Below are 17,912 nucleotides of genomic sequence, written 5' to 3'. Positions count from 1 at the left end.
TGGCGCAGATGTCCGGCTCACGCGCGCGGGGCCGGCGCCCGTAGAATCCGCGGCATGACGACCCTCCGACGCAGCGCTTGAACCCCGCCGACCCGACCGCCGCCGACCTCGCGCTGCGCGCGATCGGCTGGCCCTTCGACAGCGCCCCCTCGGGCGCCTGGGGCGACACGATGGCCGAACATCCGCAGGCGCTGCCGATGCGGGTGGTCGAGCAGCACCGCTCCGGGTACCTCGTGGCCAGCGCACCGGGCGAGGCGATCGCGGTCGAATCCCTGCCCGACTGGCTGCGCCGCAGCGGCTACCGCAAGGGCACGATCGCACCGGAGGACCGCGCCGCGGTCGGCGACTGGGTGCTGGTCGAGGACGGCAAGCGCATCGTCGCGATGCTGCCCCGGCGCAGTGCGATCAAGCGCGCCGCAGCCGGCGAGCACTACAAGCAGCAGCTGATCGCGGCGAACATCGACACCGTGCTGGTGGTCTGCGGGCTGGATGCCGACTTCAATCCGCGCCGCATCGAGCGCTACCTGCTGCTGGTGCAGGGCGGTGGCACGCCGGTGATCGTGCTGACCAAGGCCGACAAGCCCGAGGCCGACATCGCCGCCGCCGTGGCCGCGCTGACCGAGATCGCCGGGCTCGGTGTCGCCGTGGTGCCGGTGAACGCGCGTGACCCGGGCAGCGCCGCGGTGCTGCACCGATGGCTCGGGCCGGGCATGACCGCGGTGCTGGTCGGCAGTTCGGGCGCGGGCAAATCCACGCTGACCAACAGCCTGCTCGGCACCGAGCGCATGAAGACCGCCGCGGTGCGCGAGACCGACGACCGCGGCCGCCACACCACCACGCATCGCGCGCTGATTCCGTTGCCGTCGGGCGCCTGCCTGATCGACACGCCCGGCATGCGCGAACTCAAGCCGACCGGCGAGGAGGATCTGTCGGGCGGCGGGTTCGCCGATGTCGAAGCCATCGCCGCGCAATGCCGGTTCCGCGATTGCACGCACGGCGACGAGCCGGGCTGCGCGGTGTGGGAGGCGGTCGATGCGGGCACGCTCGATCCGGGACGCCTGGGCAGCTATCTGAAACTGCGCGACGAACTCGCCGGCGCGGCGGGTCAGCTCGCGACGCGTATGGCGCAGAAGGTGGAGAGTCGGCCGTCGGGCAAGCCTGCGCCGAAGACGGGTGGACGTCCGGGGGTGAAGCCGGCGAAGCGCGGGTCGGATTGGACGCGGGAAGAGTAGGGGGGCGATCCGGGGCGGTTGAGTCGCGCTTTCAAATATCGCGGCTTCGTCATCCCTCACCCCAACCCCTCTCCCGGAGGGAGAGGGGCTTGGATCGCGCGAGCGCCTGCTTTTGAGCCCCTCTCCCTTTGGGAGAGGGGTTGGGGTGAGGGCGAACGGTCGCGTAAAACATATCGGAGGCCCGCGCGATCAGCGGTTCTACCCGGTGACACTTTGAGTCCCCCACACCAATCCGCTAGCGTGACCGCACCGCCCGCCGGAGCCGTCGATGCCCGACGCCATCGCCCATCACGCTGCGCTCGACGCGCGCATGGTCGCCGCCGCGCGCGGGCTCCGTGTACTGAGTCTCGCGAGCTGGCCACCCGAGTCGCAGCACCGGTTCCTGTCCGCGTTCGCGGCGGGGCGGCGCGAGATGCCTGAGATCGCGTATCCCGTTCTGGATTTCACCGAAGCCCGCCGCGCACTCGCTTCCATCGCAAGCGATGCCGATCACGACCATCCGCTCGGCGTCTACCTCATCGAATCCGCACGCGCCTGGGACGCGACCGCGCAGCTGCTCGAATCGCTCGGCACCGCGGCGGCCAGCGAACACGCGATCACGCTCTACGGCCGACCGGATGCGGCCCTGCCCGGTGGCGCGCTGACGACCTGCGACGCCGCGCGTCACTTCATCCACATCGCCGACGAACTCGATCCCGGTCTGCTCGCCGATATCGAACATCCGACGATCGACGCACCCAAGCTGCAGGCGCAGTTGCAGGGCGATCTGGACGCGTACTTCGGCACGCGCGTGGTCGCGGTCGAACTCGATCCAGGCATGATCGCCAAGGCCGCGGCCGGCGCGTACCGGGTGCGTCTGCGCAGCGATGCGCGGTATTCGATCCACGACCGCGAGCAGCTGCTGCAGCACGAAGCCTTCGTGCATTCGCTAACTGCGCTCAACGGCCGCGAGCAAGCGGTGCTGCCGAGTCTGGCGATGTCGTCGCCGCGGACCACCTGTACGCAGGAGGGGCTGGCGGTGTTCGCCGAGCAGATCACCGGCAGCATCGACATCGGCCGGATGAAACGCGTGAGCCTTCGCATCGAAGCGATCGCGCGTGCGCTGGACGGTGCGGATTTCCTGCAAGTGTTCGAATACTTCCATGACGCCGGACAACCGGCCGCGGAAAGCTTCGCCTCCGCGCAGCGCGTGTTCCGTGGTGTGCCGCTGGGCGGCGGCCATGCGTTCACCAAGGATGCGGTGTATCTGCGCGGGCTGATCGACGTGCACACCTTCTTCCGCCAGACCCTGGCCGCGCAACGCCTGCCGCTGTGCCGGCACCTGTTCGCCGGCAAGATGACGCTCGACGATGTGCGGCGGCTGGCGCCGCTGTTCGACGACGGCACGCTCGCAGCCCCGCGCTGGTTGCCACCGTGGATGGAGCGCACCGGCGGGCTCGCCGGGATGCTGGCGTTCTCGCTGTTTGCGAACCGCATCCGGATCGATCAGCTGTAGGGGTCGGGCGGCGCATCCCATGTAGGAGCGCGCTTGCGCGCGAAGAGGCGTTCCCGCAGACGCCCATCGCGCACAAGCGCGCTCCTACATGGGCAATCGGACAACGCAACGCGCAACCCATCAAGGCGTTTGCATCACCGTTCGAAACGCGGCGGCATGGCGGTCGAATGCAGCAGACGCACCGCATCGCCGAGCGTCACCGGGTCCGCGCCCGATAGCAGGGCCTGCAGTCGCGGACGATCTGCATCCAGACCGGGCACCAGGCCCACCCACGCATCGCGGCCGGCGTCCTTTGCGGCGTAGAGGCAGCGGTCCGCAAGGGCGATGGTCTGCTGCCAGTCGCCGAGCGTCGGCCACGCGATCGACAGCGGCCATGGCGCGAACCCGATCGAACAGGTCATGCGCAGGCTGGCGCCATGGGCGAGGGCGATCGGCGTATCGGCGATGGTGCTGCGCATGCGCTCGGCCAGGCCGGCTGCGGCATCGGCATCGTCGAGGCGCGCGACCAGCATGAATTCCTCGCCGCCCCAGCGCAGCAGCAGGTCGCCGTCGCGGGTCAGCGCCCGCATGCGCCCGGCGAACTGCACCAGCGCTTCGTCGCCGGCCTGATGACCGTGCCCGTCGTTGATGCGTTTGAAGGCATCGATGTCGAGCATGAAGAAAAACAGCGCGTCGGCGCCGCGCCGGCCCGGTGCACGCACCGCTTCGCGGGCCAGCCATGCCTGCAGTTCGCGGCGGTTGGGAACCTGGGTCAGTGGATCAAGGCGTGTGGCCGCATCCAGTTGCGCATTGCTCTGCTGCAGCTGGCGGTTGGCATGTTCCAGCTGCGCGGTACGCTCGGCGACGGTACGGTCGAGCAACTCCGCGCGTTCGCGTGCACGTTGCACGGCGCGCCGCGTGCGGTGCACGTAATAGGCCACCAGCAGCGCGGCAATCAGCGCATAGAGCACGTAGGCCAGTGGATGCCGCCACGGCGGCGGGGGCATCACGATCTTCAGCACGCGTGATTCGCCGAACTGGCCGTCGCGTCCCGCGGCCTGCACGTCCAGCCGGTAGCGGCCCGCGGGCAGATGGTTGAGTGAGAACTCGGTGTGCGCCCGATGCGGATAGATCCAGCCGGTGTGCAGCCCCTCGACGCGATAACGCAGCTGCGCGGCTGCCGGCGCGAGGAAATCGATCGCCGTCATGCCGATCGTGAACACGCTGTTCTCGTCATGCAGGGTGATCTCGGGCGTGTAGACGATATCGGTCGTGGTACTGCTGCGCGCGTCCGTGTCGGATTGGCGGCTGAGCAGTTGCAGGCTGGTCAGCACCGGACGCGCGGGCGCGCTGCGCCGTGGTAACTGCATCGGCGCGATGACGTCCACGCCCATCGTGCCGCCGAAGTACAGCAGGCCATCGCTGGCCGTAAAGGCCGATCCGCTGTTGAACTCCTGGTTGCGTAGACCATCGCGCCGTCCCAGGTTCTGCACGATGCCGCTGTCCGGGTCGTAGACACTCAGGCCGAGATTGGTGCTCAACCACAGGCGGCCGCCGCTGTCGGACAGGATCCGGTAGACCACGTTGTTGGTGAGGCCGTCGCGTTCGGTCAGCACCGACGACTCGCCGGTCGCGCGGTCGATGCGGTACAGCCCGGCGGCGAATGCGCCGACCCAGATCGCGTCCGCATCGCCATGGATCGCCCACACCGAACGGTGCATGCCCGCGCCGGCCGGTTCGACCTGCGCGAGCACGCCGTCGTGCAGGCGCCACAGCCCGCGCGTATTGGTACCGACCCAGAGGCTGTCGTCGCTGTCGCGGTAGAGCACCGTGATCATGTCGCCCGTCAGCGGCGCGAAACGCGGATCGGGGTCGAAGCGGCCGCCGCGCAAACGCTGCACGCCACTACGCGTGCCGATCCACAGGATGTCGTCTTCGGCGAGCAGTGCATCGATTCGCGCATCGCGCAGGCCGTCGAAGGTGTCGACACTGCCATCGGCATGCAGTCTGTAAAGGCCCACCTGGGTGCCGATCCACCAGCCCCCATCGCGCGCCGGCTCGATCGCGCGTACCGACATGTCCGCCAGCCCGGTGACCGTGTGCCAGTCAGCGCGCGTGCCGTCGCGCATCCGCAGACCGCTGTCGGTGCCGATCAGCATCGATGTGCCGTCGCGACGGATCGACCGGACGCTGTGGCTGGCCCAGTCCTCCATCGTCCCCACGCCAGCGCCGTCGTAGCGGATCACCGACGCCAGCGGCCGCACACGGTACAGGCCCGAGGTGTAGGTGCCGATCCACCATGCGCCCGTCGCCCCCTGGTGGAACCCGGTAATCGCACTGCCCGGCGGATTGTCGAACCGCAGGCGTCGCGGCCGGTCGCTGCCGGGCGCGAGTTGCACCACCGCGCCATTGCCGTAGCCGGTCAGCACCCGCCCGTCGTCGAGCCGGATCATCGCGGTGGCCTCCGTCGCGGGCATGCCCAGATCGGCAGGCGGCCAGTGCTGCTGCAGTTGCGCCGCCGTGTCCAGACGAAACAGGCCGGCATCGGCAGCGAGCACCCACAGGCCTTCGCGCCCGGCCTGCAACGACACGCAGCGCCGGGCGCCGGGGAGGGCAGGCAGCGCCACCAGCCCGTTTGCTTCGACCGACCAGAGCCGGCACGCGGTATCCAGCGCGACCGGCGTGCCGCGCGCGGCCGACCAGACCAGGCCGACGATCTCGCCGGTCGCGCCCAGATTGCGCACGCTGCGGATGTCCGCATCGACCTGGTCCACGCCGGCCTCGGTGCCCAGCCAGGCGCCGCCGGCGGGATCGAGCAGGATGCGCCCCACGCGGGCGTGCGACAGCCCGTCGGCGACCCCGAGACGCCGCTCCGTCCACGTCGGCAGGTGCACGACTTCCAGGCCGGCATCGTTGGTGCCCAGCCACATGCGGGTGCGTTGCGGCTCGAAGGCGATGCTTTCCAAGCTGCTGCTGACGAGATTGGCGCCGCCGACCGGCTGGTCGGGCGTGTTGCGGTAGGCGCGGAAGCGGTGGCCGTCGAAGCGGTTGAGCCCGTCCTGCGTGGCGACCCACAGGAAGCACTGGTCGTCGCCGGTCATCGCCGAGACCGTCAGTTGCGACAGGCCCTCGTCGAGCCCGTACACCTCCAGGCTCAGCGGCGGATCTTCAACCGGATCGGTGTGCTGCGCGAATACGGTGAAAGACGCGCACCCCAGCAGCGCCGCCGTGAGCAGGCGCGCCGTGCTGCGCATACGGCCAGGCACGACGCCATCGGCATCGACACGCACTGGCTCGCACGCGACGCGCGCGCTGGCGACGGTTGTTGTACGCAATTGGTGATCTCCCTTTGCATAGTGTGCCTGCAAGGCCAGTACCAGCGCGATGACCGTCACGTTTCCAGTCCATGCCAGACTGTTCGCCATGGATCCTGTGCCCACCATCCTCGTTGCCGACGACCACCCTTTGCTGCGCGCCGCCGTACTGCATGCGCTGCGCGACAGCCTCGGCCAGATCCGCGTGATCGAAGCCGCGACGGCATCGGCCCTCGAGCCCGCGCTCGATGCGCATCCGGAGGTCGAACTGGTGCTGCTGGACCTGACCATGCCCGGCGCGCGCGGGCTCTCGTCTCTGGTCTGGCTGCGCGGCGAACGTCCGGAGCTGCCGGTCGTGGTGATCTCGTCCAACGACCACCCGCGCACCGTGCGCCGCGTGCAGCAGTTCGGCGCCGCGGGCTTCATCTCGAAATCGGCGCCTGCCGAATCCATCGGCCAGGCGGTGCAGAACGTGCTCGACGGCGGCAGCTGGTTCCCGCCGCTGACCGCCGAGCGCTCGGAAGAGGACGCCCAACTCGCCGCGCGCCTCGCCCAGCTCACCCCGCAGCAGTTCCGCGTGCTGCTGGGCATCGCCGACGGCCTGCTCAACAAACAAATCGCGCATCAGCTCGGGCTGGCGGAAAACACCGTCAAGGTGCACGTGACCGCGATCCTCAAGAAGCTCGAGTGCCATAGCCGCACACAGGCAGCGGTGCTGGTGAAGGCCTTGGAGCGCGAAGACGAGGCGTAGTTTCTAAGCCCACCACCCGTGAAGGGCGCAATGCCCCGCGTGCGGGGGAGGGGGCAGATATGCCTGCAGATCGGCCTGGCGGAGAGCGCAGTCAAGGTACATGTGGCCGAGATCCTCAAGAAGCTCGAACGCCACAGCCGCACGCAGGCGGCGGTGCTGGTGAAGGCGTTGGAGCATGGAGACGAGGCGTAGTTTCCAAGCCCTCCTCCGCGTGCGGGGGAGGGTTGGGTGGGGGCAATCCGTCAGTGCGCGGGCGTGACGACTCGCGCGCGTAGGTCACGGCGAGAGACTGGCTACTCCGTCATCGGAGGGTTCGCCCCCACCCCGGCCCTCCCCCGCGCGTGCGGGGGAGGGAGCAGATCTGCCTGCAGATCGGCCTGGCGGAGAGCGCAGTCAAGGTACATGGGGCCGAGATCCTCAAGAAGCTCGAGTGCCACACGCAGGCGGCGGTGCTGGTGAAGGCGCTGGAGCGTGGAGACGAGACGTAGGTTCCAAGCCCTCCACCCGTGAAGGGCGCAATGCCCCGCGTGCGGGGGAGGGGTGGGTGGGGGCAATCCATTAGCGCGCAGGCGTGACGACTCGCGCGCGTAGGTCACAGCGAGAGATTGGCAACTCCTCATCGGACGGTTCGCCCCCACCCCAGCCCTCCCCCGCACGGGCGGGGGAGGAAGCTGATCTGCTTGCCCATCACGCATCAAATCGGCTTGGCGAAGAACACCGTCAAGGTGCCCGTGACCGCGATCCTGAAGAAGCTCGAATGCCACAGTCGCACGCAAGCGGCGGTGCTGGTGAAGGCCTTGGAGCGCGAGGATGAGGCGTTGTCGCCTCAGGGGGTCAGACTTCGTCGCCCCAGCGGCTTTCAACAGACGCATGCCTGGTCAAGCTGGGGCCCATTTGATCTTCGCTGGAAAAGCCAGATCAAGATGGATGACCAGCCATTCGGCTGTTGAAAAGCGTTTCCAGCTTTCGCTGGGATGACGTTCGGAGGCACTCGGTGTTGTCGGTCAGTTTCCAAAGGTCCGTCGTACGGACAGCGCGCCTCAGTAGCCCCGCAACCGCATCTGCATCATCAGCGCACGCAATGCCGGCGGCCGCACCGGTTTCGGCAGGAATCCCTGGCCCGCATCGCGCGCTTGCGCGCGCAACGCGGGATCGGATTCGGCGGTGACCAGGATCGCCAGTGGCACCGCGCTCCAGCGGTCGCACAGGGTGTCGAACAGGGTCGGGCCGTGATGTTCGCCCATGCGCACGTCGAGCAGCACGATGTCCGGGGCTTCGCCGCGCACGGCGGCAGCGAGCGCGGCGTGCGGGCCGTCGGCGAGCGGGACGTCGCAGTCCCAGCGCTCGAGCAGCTGGCGCGTGGCGGCGCAGGCCTGCGCATCGTCGTCGATCACCCACACGCGGCAGCCGCGCAACGGCGCATCGTCTTCGGCCGGCACGCTCGGCGCCACGGGTTCAATGGACGGTTCCGCCGGTGCATCGATCAGCGGCACCGAGACGCGGAACACGCTGCCGGTGCCGGGTCGCGAACGCAGGTCGATGCGGTGGCCCAGCAGGCGCGCGATGCGGTCGACGATCGCAAGCCCGAGTCCCGCACCGCGATCACCGGTGTTGCCGTCGTCGAGGCGGCGGAATTCCTCGAAAATCTCGCGCTGTCGGTTCGGCGGAATGCCCGGGCCGGTGTCGTGCACTTCGATCCACAGCCGCGCACCGTCGCGGCGCACGCCGAGCACGATGCGGCCGCGCGCGGTGTAGCGCACCGCGTTCGACAGGAAGTTCTGCACCAGACGCCGCAGCAGGGTCGCATCGCTGCGCACCCAGGCGCGCGTGTGCACGTGATCGAAGCGCAGACCGCGCGCCTGCGCGAGCACGCCGGTCTCGCGCGCCAGGCCGTCGAGCAGCGGACCCAGCGCTACTTCGCGAATGTCGGTGCGCAGCGTGCCGGTCTCCAGCCGCGAGATGTCGAGCAGGCTGGCGAGGATGCCGTCCTGCGCCGACAGCGCGCCGTCGATGTTGTCGGCGATGCGCCGCGTCTCGTCGTCGCGCAGCCGCGCGCGCAGGCCGGCGGCGAACATGCGCGCGGCGTTGAGTGGCTGCAGCAGGTCGTGTACCGCGGCGGCGGCGAAACGGCCTTTGTAGCGGTTCGCGGCTTCGGCCTCGGCGCGCGCCTGTTCGAGGTCGGCGGTGCGCTCTGCGATACGCCGTTCCAGCGCGTCGGCCAGCGTGCGCAATTCGCGCGCGGTGGTCTTGTAGGTGGTGATGTCGGCGTAGCTGGTCACGAAGCCGCCATCGGGCAGCGGATTGCCGCGGATTTCCAGCACCGTGCCGTCGGTCTTCTCGCTCTCGCGCATGTGCGGCTTGCCGCTGCGCAGGTGTTCGAGCCGGCGTTCGATTGCGTCTTCCACCGGTCCCGGGCCGAGCAGGCCGCGGCGCGCGTTGTAGCGGAACACCTCTTCGATGGGTGTGCCCACACGCACCAGGTCCGGCGGAAACCGGAACAGTTCGATGTAACGCGCATTCCACGCGACGATGCGCAGGTCCGCATCGATGATCACCACGCCCTGCGGCAGATGCGCCAGTCGCCGGCTCAGGCCGGTATCGGCCTCCTGCGCCGCGTCGATCAGTCCGTCGCGCGCGCTGCGCAGTTCCTCGGCGTGGTGGCGCACCAGGGTTTCGAGTTCGTCGCGGCTGCGCCGGCGCAGTGCGCCCAGGCGCACGCGTTGCTGCAGAAACAGCGCGAGAAATACCAGCGCCGCCCACGACGCACCGGCGATCGTCGCCCATTCGCGACTCGCGGCTGCGATCGGCGCCGCGTCGTGCAGCAGATGCAGGGTCCAGTCGGTATCGGCCACCGGCGCGCGCTGCCACAGCCAGGTGCCCGGCATCGCCGGCATGTCGACCCGCACCACCGCGCCGTGCGGGCCGGCGTTGCGCAGCACCTGGCCGGCATAGGCGCGCAGCTGCTCGCCCTCGTACTGGCGCGTGGCGGCCAGCTCGCGGCGTGCGTCGGCGTCCAGCGGCGCGAGCACGCGATAGCGCCAGGCCGGCCTGCTGGCGAGAAACACCACGTCGTGCGCATCGCTGGCCAGAACCAGATCGCCGTCGTCGGGCCAGGTGCGTTCGATCGCCGCCAGTTCGATCTTGATCACGATGACGCCGACCGCGCGGCCGGCGTCATCGCGCAGGGCTTCGGACAGGAAATAACCGGGCACCGACGTGGTCACACCGATGCCGTAGAAACGCCCGCGCCCGTCGCGCAGCGCCTGCTGCACGTAGGGACGGAACGCGTAGTCCTCACCGACATTGCTGCCGGCATCGCGCCAGTTGCTTGCGGCGATCGCGACGCCGCGCGCATCGATCAGGGTCAGCGTCGACGCACGCGTGGTGCGGTTGGCTTCTTCCATCCGGTGGTTGAGGCGCGCCTGGGTGGCGGCGTCGACCGGTGCGGCCACGGCGGCGCGCAGGTCGGGATCCAGCGCCAGCACCTGCGGCAGGGCCCGGTAACGTTCGATGCGCTGGTTGAGCGCCTGCGCCTGCAGGTCGAGCTGTTGCGCGGCCTGCGCCGATTGCGCGTCGAGCGCACGCCGCCCGCCTTCGCGATAGCCCAGCGCCGCAACGAGCACGAGCCCGCCGCAGGCGATCAGCAGGGTCAGCAGCCAGCGGCGGCGCGGGGTGGAACGCATCGCGCCGAGTGTAGGCGCGATGCGTCCGGGTGGATCAGAATTGGACCTGCGCCCGCAGTTCGACCGCGTCCGGGCGCGTGGTCGCGCCGTTGCGGGTCGCGTTCACGCGGACGTAGTTGGCCTGCAGCTTGAAGTGCGAGGTCAGGTACCAGTTGGCGCCGAAGGTCCAGTCGTGCTGGCGGCCGCCGCCCACCGGGCCGTCGTCGAGATCGAGCGTGCTGTAGCGCGCCGCCACTTCCACCGCACCGTAGCCGTTCGCCGGTTTCGGGTTGGCGACGTTGCCGGCCGAGTACGGTCGGCTTTCGCCCGTCAGCAGCCAGTTGGCGGCGAGATAACCGCCGTCAGCGCTGTAGTCGGGGCGGCCGCCCTCGCGGGCGATGTCGGCGCGCAGCAGCTCGCCCTGCAACGACACCGGGCCCTGGATCCAGATGCCTTCCAGACCCGTGCGGCGGATGTGGTCGACCGGGGCCAGGCTGCCGGAATCGATCAGACGCACGGGCGTGAGTCCGGCGCCGGGACGCGCACGCAGGCGCGCGGTCGGCGCGAAGTCGACGCCGCGGCCATCGGTCCAGCCCTGCGGGTGTTCCTGCGACAGCGCCAGGCCCAGGTGCAGCACGTCGCCTGCAGCCTTGCGCGGCGTCCACACGCCACGCGCGGCCCAGGTCTGGCCGGGGTTGTCACCCTGCAGGTCCTGGCCGCCGTAGCCGCCCACCTGGACCAGACCGCGCGGTCGCTCCAGCGTCCATTCCGCACCGGTACGGCGTCCCTGGTAGATCGCCTGGATCGGCGCGGCCAGTTCCATGAACGTGCCGGCGCGCGAGCTGGTCACGCCTTCAAGACCGACCGGCACCTTGATGTAGCCCACGCGCAGCTTGCCGACATCGGTGCCGAGAAAATGCTTGCTGTCCAAGCGCACGAAGACGTCGAGCCAGGCTTTGGACTCGAAGTCGAAATAGACCATCGCGTCCCAGATGCCGGCCTTCTTCACCGTGGCGCCGAATTCGCGGCGGCGCATGCCCTCGTCGTCGACCAGACGTGGATCGCCGCTGAAATCCACGGTGTCCCAGGCGAAGTTGCCGGTGAGCGCCAGCTCGGTGCCACCGGACAGCGTGGTCTTGGTGGGCCACTGTTCGATGTCGTAGGCCAGGGCGGGCGACGCCGCGGCGCAGAGTGCGAAACAACCGGTGATCAGACGCATGGGGCTGGAATCCTGGGTGGAGCGGCGCGCGGTCATGCCGGCACGGCGAAGGCGTGGGCGGCCGTGGCGGGTGCCAGGCGGAAGGTGGCGACGGCGCGGGTGAGCTGCTGGGCCTGGTCGGCGAGGCTGCGCGCCGCGGCGGTGGCTTCTTCCACCAGGGCAGCGTTCTGCTGCGTGGTTTCGTCGAGCTGGATCACCGTCTGGTTCACCTGGTCGATACCCGAGGACTGCTCCTGCGAGGCGGCGCTGATTTCGGCCATGATTTCCGTCACCCGGCCCACCGACGTCAGGACCTGCGACATCGTCGAACCCGCCACGGCGACCTGGCTGGAGCCTTCGCGCACGCGGGTGACCGACTCTCCGATCAGCTGTTTGATCTCGCGCGCGGCGTCGGCCGAGCGCTGGGCCAGCGTACGTACTTCGCTGGCCACGACCGCAAAGCCGCGGCCCTGCTCACCGGCGCGTGCAGCCTCGACCGCCGCATTGAGCGCAAGGATGTTGGTCTGGAACGCGATGCCGTCGATGACGCCGATGATCGCGCCGATACGCGCCGACGAGGCATCGATCGAGGCCATCGTCGCGACGACCTCCTCGACCGCGCGGCCGCCCTGGCCGGCGACGTCGGCCGCGCTGCGTGCCAGCTCGTTGGCCTGGCGCGCGTGGTCGGCGTTCTGGCGCACGGTGGAAGTCAGCTCTTCCATCGACGCCGCGGTTTCTTCGAGGTTCGCGGCCTGGCTTTCGGTGCGGCGCGACAGGTCGTCGTTGCCGGCCGCGATCTCGCCGGCGGCGCCGTCGATGGAGACCGCCGACTGCTGGATGCCGCGCACCACGTCGGCCAGCTGCGCCGCGGTGCGGTTGGCATCGTCGGCCAGACGGCCGAACGCGCCCTGGTAGCGCGCATCGACCCGCTGCGACAGATCGCCGTCGGCGATCGCGGCCATGATCCGGCCGACGTCGGTGAGACCGGCATCGGCCTGCTGCATCAGCCGGTTCAGCGCCTCCACCATCTCGGCGAACGCGAAGCTGTAGCGGGATTCGTCACCGCGCGCGCTGAAGTCGCCGCGCGCGGCGGCTTCGGCCAGCGTGGCGATCTCGCTGTTGACCGCGCCCATGTTGCGCTTGACGGTGTCCAGCGCCTCGTGCAGCCGCGCACGCTGGCCGGGCAGGCGGCGCATGTCGCGGCTCAGGTCGCCCTGGCCGTATTCGTCCATGACCGCCATCGCATCGTTGATGGCGTCGAGGTGCTCGAACACCACCGTGTTGACGCCGCGGGCCAGCGCACCGTAATCGCCGGGGAAATCCTCCGGAATGCGGTGGGTGATGTCCTCGCCCTGCTGCAGGCGGATCATCGTGTTCATCTCGCCATTGAAGCGCTGCAGCTGATCCTGCATCTGGCGCATGCTCGCCATCAGCTGGCCGGTCTCGTCGCGCGAGGTGATGGCGATCGGGTTGTCGAAGCGGCCTGACGCAATGGCTTCGGCAGCGTGCGTCGCGGCGCGCAGCGGCGTCACGATGGCGCGGCCGATCAGCCACGACAGGCCGATTGCCGCCAGGATCACCAGGCCGCCGATCAGCGCCATCAACCGGGTGAACGCCATCGCCTGCTGCTGGATATCGTCGGCGTAGACGCCCATGACCACGATCCAGCCCCATTCGTCGAACGCCTGTGCATAGCTGATCTTCTCGAACTGGCCTTCGTTGCCGGGCTTCGGCGCGCTGTAATACGAGAAGCCGTCGCCCCGTGTCACGGTTTCGAGGATGTCGCGGTAGACGTACTCGCCCGAGTTGCTCTGGTAATCGCTCATGTCGGTCCCGGTCTCGCGACTGGGGTGCATGAGGATGCGCATCTGCGGATCGACGATGAAGTAGTAGTCGGTGCCGTCGTTGGTGCGGATCGCACCCAGCGCGCCCATGGCCAGCGCCTGCGCCTGTTCCGAGGTGATCTCACCGCTGCGGGCCCGGCTGGCGTAGTGCTCGGCCACGCTCATCGCGGTGTCGATCTGGATCTGCACGCTCTGTTTGCGCGCATCCACCAGCTCCAGGTACTGCAGCCGGGCGGCAGAGACCGCGAGCGCCAGGATGCCCAGTGCGATCACCGCACACAGCAGGATGAACTTGCGGGCGACCGGGAGGTCGGCGAGACGACGCTGGAACGGAGCGAACAGGGACATGGCAGCTGGACCGGGATGACGAGTCCCAGATATCGGCCGCCGCTCTGGGCACTGAAGCGCGTGGGGAAAATGCGCTGAGGGTATTCAGCGACACACCGCGTAGACAGCGGCATTCGGTATTCAGGCCGGACTGCGCTTGGCGGTCGGCGCATCGGCAGCCGGTCCTGACGGCGACCGGCTGCCGTGCTGCGTACGCCCGCATTCGCGGGCGCACGGGTCGATCAGAAGTGCACCTGCGCGCGCACTTCCACTGCGTCCGGGCGGGTGGTCACGCCGTTCTGCGTGGCGTTGAGGCGTACGTAGTTGGCCTGCAGCTTCACGTAGGGCGTCAGATACCAGTTCGCGCCGAAGGTCCAGTCGTGCTGGCGACCGCCGCCCACCGGGCCATCGTCGAGATCGAGCGTGCTGTAGCGCGCAGCGAGTTCGACCGCGCCGTAGGCATTCGCTGGCTTCGGATTGGCGACGTTGCCGGCCGAGTACGGACGGCTTTCACCGGTCAGCAGCCAGCTCGCGGACAGATAACCGCCGTCGGCGCGGTAATCGGCCAGACCGTCGTCGCGCGAAATGTCGGCGCGCAGCAGTTCGGACTGCAGCGAGACCGGACCCTGGATCCAGATGCCTTCCAGGCCCGTGCGGCGGATGTGGCCGACCGGCGCGAGGTTGCCCGAGTCGATCAGGCGCACATCGGTCAGGCCTGCGCCCGGACGTGCACGCAGGCGCGCGGTCGGATCGAACTGCACGCCACGGCCGTCGGTCCAGCCCTGCGGGTTCTCGCGCGAGGCGGCGATGCCCACGTGCAGCACGTCACCGGCCGCCTTGCGCGGGGTCCAGGCGGCGCGCGCGGCATAGGTCTGGCCAGGGTTGTCGCCCTGCAGATCCTGGCCGCCGTAACCGCCGAGCTGGAACAGCGCCTGGTCCTGCTCGAGCGTCCACTCCACACCGGTGCGGCGGCCCTGGTAGATCGCCTGGATCGGCGCCGCCAGTTCCATGAACGTGCCCGCGCGCGAACTGGTCACGCCTTCCAGGCCGACCGGCACCTTCATGTAGCCCACGCGCAGCTTGCCGAGGTCGCGGTCGAAGAAATGCTTGCTGTCGAAGCGCACGAAGACGTCGAGCCAGGCCTTGGATTCGAAGTCGAAATAGACCATCGCGTCCCACACGCCGGCCTTCTTGACGGTCGCGCCGAACTCGCGGCGACGCATGCCGTTGTCGCTGCCGAGGCGGGCATCACCGCTGAAATCGCTGTGATCCCAGGCGAAGTTGCCGGTGAGCGCGACTTCGGTTTCGTCGGCGAACGTGAATTTCGGCGGCCAGGCCTGCGCGCCTTCGGCGGCAAAGACGGGCGTGGCGGCGGTGCAGGCGCACAGCACCAGAAGCGGGGGGAGAATGTGGCGCATGGAGTCCTTGGGGGGGGAGGCGGCAACCGGACGCGGGGGCGGCCTGCTGCAGTGGGGGGCGTTCTCGCGCACGCGCGCGAACCGGAATTCTAGGGCGGCGGCGTCTCGCAGGCACGTGAGCTAATCCAAAGGGACTAGGAATGCGGCCCTTAACACCAATGCGCTATCGGCAGCGGCGTCGCACCTGCGTACAACGCATCGCCTGCATCCGCATTCGCCGGGTGCGCACACCCGGTACGCACCCATGCACGCCATCCCCTCCAATGTTCCGGCCGCGCCGCGGCTGCCGTGGTATCGCCAGCTCTATGCGCAGGTGCTGATCGCGATCGCGCTCGGCGCGTTGCTCGGCCACTTCGAACCGGCATTCGCCGAACAGCTCAAGCCGCTCGGCGATGCCTTCATCAAGCTGGTCAAGATGATCATCGCGCCGGTGATCTTCCTGACCATCGTCACCGGCATCGCCGGCATGACCCAGCTGCGCACGGTCGGACGGGTGTTCGCCAAGTCGATGGCCTACTTCCTGTTCTTCTCCACGCTGGCGCTGGTGATCGGCATGGTGGTGGCGCACGTCGTGCAGCCGGGCGTGGGCATGAACATCGATCCGGCCTCGCTCGACACCGCTGCGGTCGAAGGCTACGTGCAGAAGTCGCACGAGATGACGCTGACCGGTTTCCTGCTCGACATCATCCCCGGCACGCTGGTCGGTGCGTTTGTCGACGGCAACATCCTGCAGGTGCTCTTCATCGCGGTGCTGTTCGGCATCGCACTCGCGCTGGTCGGCGAGAAGGGCCGGCCGATCCAGGCGTTTCTGGAAACGCTCACCGTGCCGGTGTTCAAGCTGGTGCACATCCTGATGAAGGCCGCGCCGATCGGCGCGTTCGGTGCGATCGCGTTCACCATCGGCAAGTACGGCCTGTCGTCGCTGGCGAACCTGGCCTGGCTGGTCGGCACGTTCTACGTCAGCGCGGCCCTGTTCGTCATCGTGATCCTGGGCGCGGTGTCGCGCGCCTGCGGCTTCTCGATCTTCAAGCTGATCCGTTATCTGAAGGCCGAGCTGTTGCTGGTGCTGGGCACGTCGTCGTCGGAATCCGCGCTGCCGTCGCTGATGGAGAAGATGGAAAAGGCCGGCTGCCAGAAGTCGGTCGTCGGCCTGGTCGTGCCGACCGGTTACTCGTTCAACCTCGACGGCACCAATCTCTACATGACGCTGGCCGCGCTGTTCATCGCGCAGGCGACGAACACCGAACTCACGCTGTGGCAGCAGATCACCCTGCTGCTGGTCGCGATGCTCAGCTCCAAGGGCGCGGCCGGCGTCACCGGTGCCGGCTTCATTACGCTGGCCGCCACGCTGTCGGTGGTGCCGACGGTGCCGGTCGCGGGCATGGCGCTGATCCTCGGCATCGACCGCTTCATGAGCGAATGCCGCTCGATCACCAACTTCATCGGCAATGCGGTCGCCACCGTTGTCGTCGCGCGCTGGGAAGGCGCACTCGACCGCGACCAGCTGGCCGCCGCGCTCGACGGCAAGCCACTGCCGGTCGCCGCCGCGCCCGACCCGGCGGCAGGCCCCGGCGACCGCGGCGTGCTCGCGCTGGACTGAGGGCACGCACGCCGCTTGAAACGATCCACACGCAACGCCCTGGGAGGGGAACCCATGACGACACGACACCACTGGGCCGGCCTGATCGCCGGCCTCCTGCTCGCCTGCACCGGCCTGGCGCATGCCCAGACCGGCACGCAGACGCTCAACCTCTGGCCGGACGGCCACCTGCCGCAGACCGTCAGCGGACCGGAACAGATCGGCAACGAAGGCAGTTCGATCGGCGCGGTCACCCGCGTCTCGCAGCCGCGCATGGAGATCCACCGCCCGGCGAATCCGAACGGCACCGCAGTGCTGATCCTCGGCGGCGGTGGCTACTTCCGCATCCAGGTCGGCACCGCGGCGCGGCCGATGGCGCAGTGGCTCGCCTCGATCGGCGTGACCAGCGCGGTGCTGTACTACCGCATGCCGGTCGACGGCTGGCCGGCGTCCGCGCCGTTCGCCGACGGCCAGCGTGCGATGCGCCTGCTGCGCGCGAATGCGACCGAGCTGGGCATCGATCCGACGAAGATCGGCGTCATGGGTTCGTCGGCCGGTGCGAATCTCGCTGGCATCCTGTCGACGCGCTTCGACCACGACTTCTATCCCGCGCTCGACGCCAGCGACCGCCTGCCGTCGCGTCCTGATTTCCTGGCGATGCTCTACCCGGTGGTCACGCTGAAGCCGCCGTACGACACCACGCGCAGCCGCCGAGAACTCGCCACGCAGCCCGATGCCGTCGAGGCCTATTCGGTCGAAGGCCACGTGCGCAGCGACATGCCGCCAGTGTTCCTGGCCCACGCCGCCGATGACCGCATCGCCGACGTCAACCACAGCCTGCTGATGTTCCAGGCCGCGCGCGCGCAGAACGTGCCGGCGGAACTGCACATCTTCGATCGCGGCGGCCACAGCTGGGGCCTGGGCCGGCCCGGCACGCAGGTCGCGCAATGGCCGCGCTTGTTCACCACCTGGGCGCGCGCGAACGGCTTCATGGCCGCGCCGCCTGTGAGCCTGCAGCCGCTGACCGGCCAGACCGCACCGCTGCCGCCGCCGGTCGATACCGACGACGCCGATTTCGAAGAAGACGGCGACTGAGCCGTCCACGCCTTTGCA

11 protein-coding genes and 1 pseudogene are annotated in these 17,912 nt (G+C 69.1%); 7 read left to right on the top strand and 5 right to left on the bottom strand.

The features are described 5' to 3' along the window. Nucleotides 1-77 precede the first annotated feature (77 nt). Both rsgA and J2W68_RS02660 read left to right on the top strand, forming a co-directional pair. Nucleotides 78-1,232 carry a ribosome small subunit-dependent GTPase A gene (gene rsgA, locus J2W68_RS02665; RefSeq protein WP_310232565.1) on the top strand — a complete coding sequence of 385 codons (1,155 nt, stop codon included), beginning with the start codon at nt 78-80 and terminating at the stop codon, nt 1,230-1,232. Between the two features lie 268 nt (nt 1,233-1,500). After that, entirely contained in the window at nt 1,501-2,727 is a 1,227-nt protein-coding gene (locus J2W68_RS02660; protein ID WP_310232564.1) for a flavohemoglobin expression-modulating QEGLA motif protein, read from the top strand. A gap of 134 nt (nt 2,728-2,861) precedes the next feature. On the opposite strand, the gene J2W68_RS02655 is transcribed toward J2W68_RS02660, so the two are convergent. Next, nucleotides 2,862-6,041 carry a diguanylate cyclase domain-containing protein gene (locus J2W68_RS02655; protein WP_310232563.1) on the bottom strand — a complete coding sequence of 1,060 codons (3,180 nt, stop codon included), beginning with the start codon at nt 6,039-6,041 and terminating at the stop codon, nt 2,862-2,864. Between the two features lie 88 nt (nt 6,042-6,129). Here J2W68_RS02655 and J2W68_RS02650 point away from each other — a divergent pair, with 88 nt between their 5' ends. From J2W68_RS02650 to J2W68_RS02640, 3 genes and pseudogenes are all read left to right on the top strand, one after another. Continuing rightward, on the top strand, nt 6,130-6,771 hold the full coding sequence (locus tag J2W68_RS02650; RefSeq protein ID WP_310232560.1) for a response regulator transcription factor: 642 nt from the start codon (nt 6,130-6,132) through the stop codon (nt 6,769-6,771). A 30-nt stretch (nt 6,772-6,801) separates the two neighbouring features. Continuing rightward, nucleotides 6,802-6,963 (top strand): LuxR C-terminal-related transcriptional regulator, encoded by a 162-nt coding sequence (locus tag J2W68_RS02645; protein WP_430539659.1) that lies wholly within the window; start codon nt 6,802-6,804, stop codon nt 6,961-6,963. A 494-nt stretch (nt 6,964-7,457) separates the two neighbouring features. Continuing rightward, nucleotides 7,458-7,586: pseudogene (locus J2W68_RS02640) on the top strand (LuxR C-terminal-related transcriptional regulator); the annotation flags it as partial. A 225-nt stretch (nt 7,587-7,811) separates the two neighbouring features. On the opposite strand, the gene J2W68_RS02635 reads toward J2W68_RS02640, so the two are convergent. From J2W68_RS02635 to J2W68_RS02620, 4 genes are all read right to left on the bottom strand, one after another. Next, complete coding sequence (locus tag J2W68_RS02635) at nt 7,812-10,454, bottom strand: hybrid sensor histidine kinase/response regulator (RefSeq protein ID WP_310232559.1); 2,643 nt, start codon at nt 10,452-10,454, stop codon at nt 7,812-7,814. A 34-nt stretch (nt 10,455-10,488) separates the two neighbouring features. Then, nucleotides 10,489-11,652, bottom strand: coding sequence for an OprO/OprP family phosphate-selective porin (locus J2W68_RS02630; protein WP_310232557.1), 1,164 nt, complete (start codon nt 11,650-11,652; stop codon nt 10,489-10,491). A gap of 32 nt (nt 11,653-11,684) precedes the next feature. Beyond that, the gene (locus J2W68_RS02625; protein ID WP_310232555.1) at nt 11,685-13,823 is read right to left on the bottom strand and encodes a methyl-accepting chemotaxis protein; all 2,139 of its coding nucleotides are present in this window, start codon (nt 13,821-13,823) and stop codon (nt 11,685-11,687) included. 221 nt (nt 13,824-14,044) lie between these two features. Beyond that, nucleotides 14,045-15,220, bottom strand: coding sequence for an OprO/OprP family phosphate-selective porin (locus tag J2W68_RS02620; RefSeq protein WP_310232553.1), 1,176 nt, complete (start codon nt 15,218-15,220; stop codon nt 14,045-14,047). 244 nt (nt 15,221-15,464) lie between these two features. Here J2W68_RS02620 and J2W68_RS02615 point away from each other — a divergent pair, with 244 nt between their 5' ends. Next, nucleotides 15,465-16,820 (top strand): dicarboxylate/amino acid:cation symporter, encoded by a 1,356-nt coding sequence (locus J2W68_RS02615; protein WP_310232550.1) that lies wholly within the window; start codon nt 15,465-15,467, stop codon nt 16,818-16,820. Between the two features lie 54 nt (nt 16,821-16,874). After that, nucleotides 16,875-17,894: an alpha/beta hydrolase gene (locus J2W68_RS02610; RefSeq protein WP_310232547.1), complete on the top strand. Its 1,020-nt coding sequence runs from the start codon at nt 16,875-16,877 to the stop codon at nt 17,892-17,894. Nucleotides 17,895-17,912: the final 18 nt, after the last annotated feature.

It is taken from the genome of Luteimonas terrae (assembly GCF_031457535.1).
GTDB lineage: Bacteria > Pseudomonadota > Gammaproteobacteria > Xanthomonadales > Xanthomonadaceae > Luteimonas > Luteimonas terrae_A.
The sequence above is the reverse complement of the archived record's forward strand: the minus strand, read 5'-3'. Positions and strand labels throughout refer to the sequence as shown.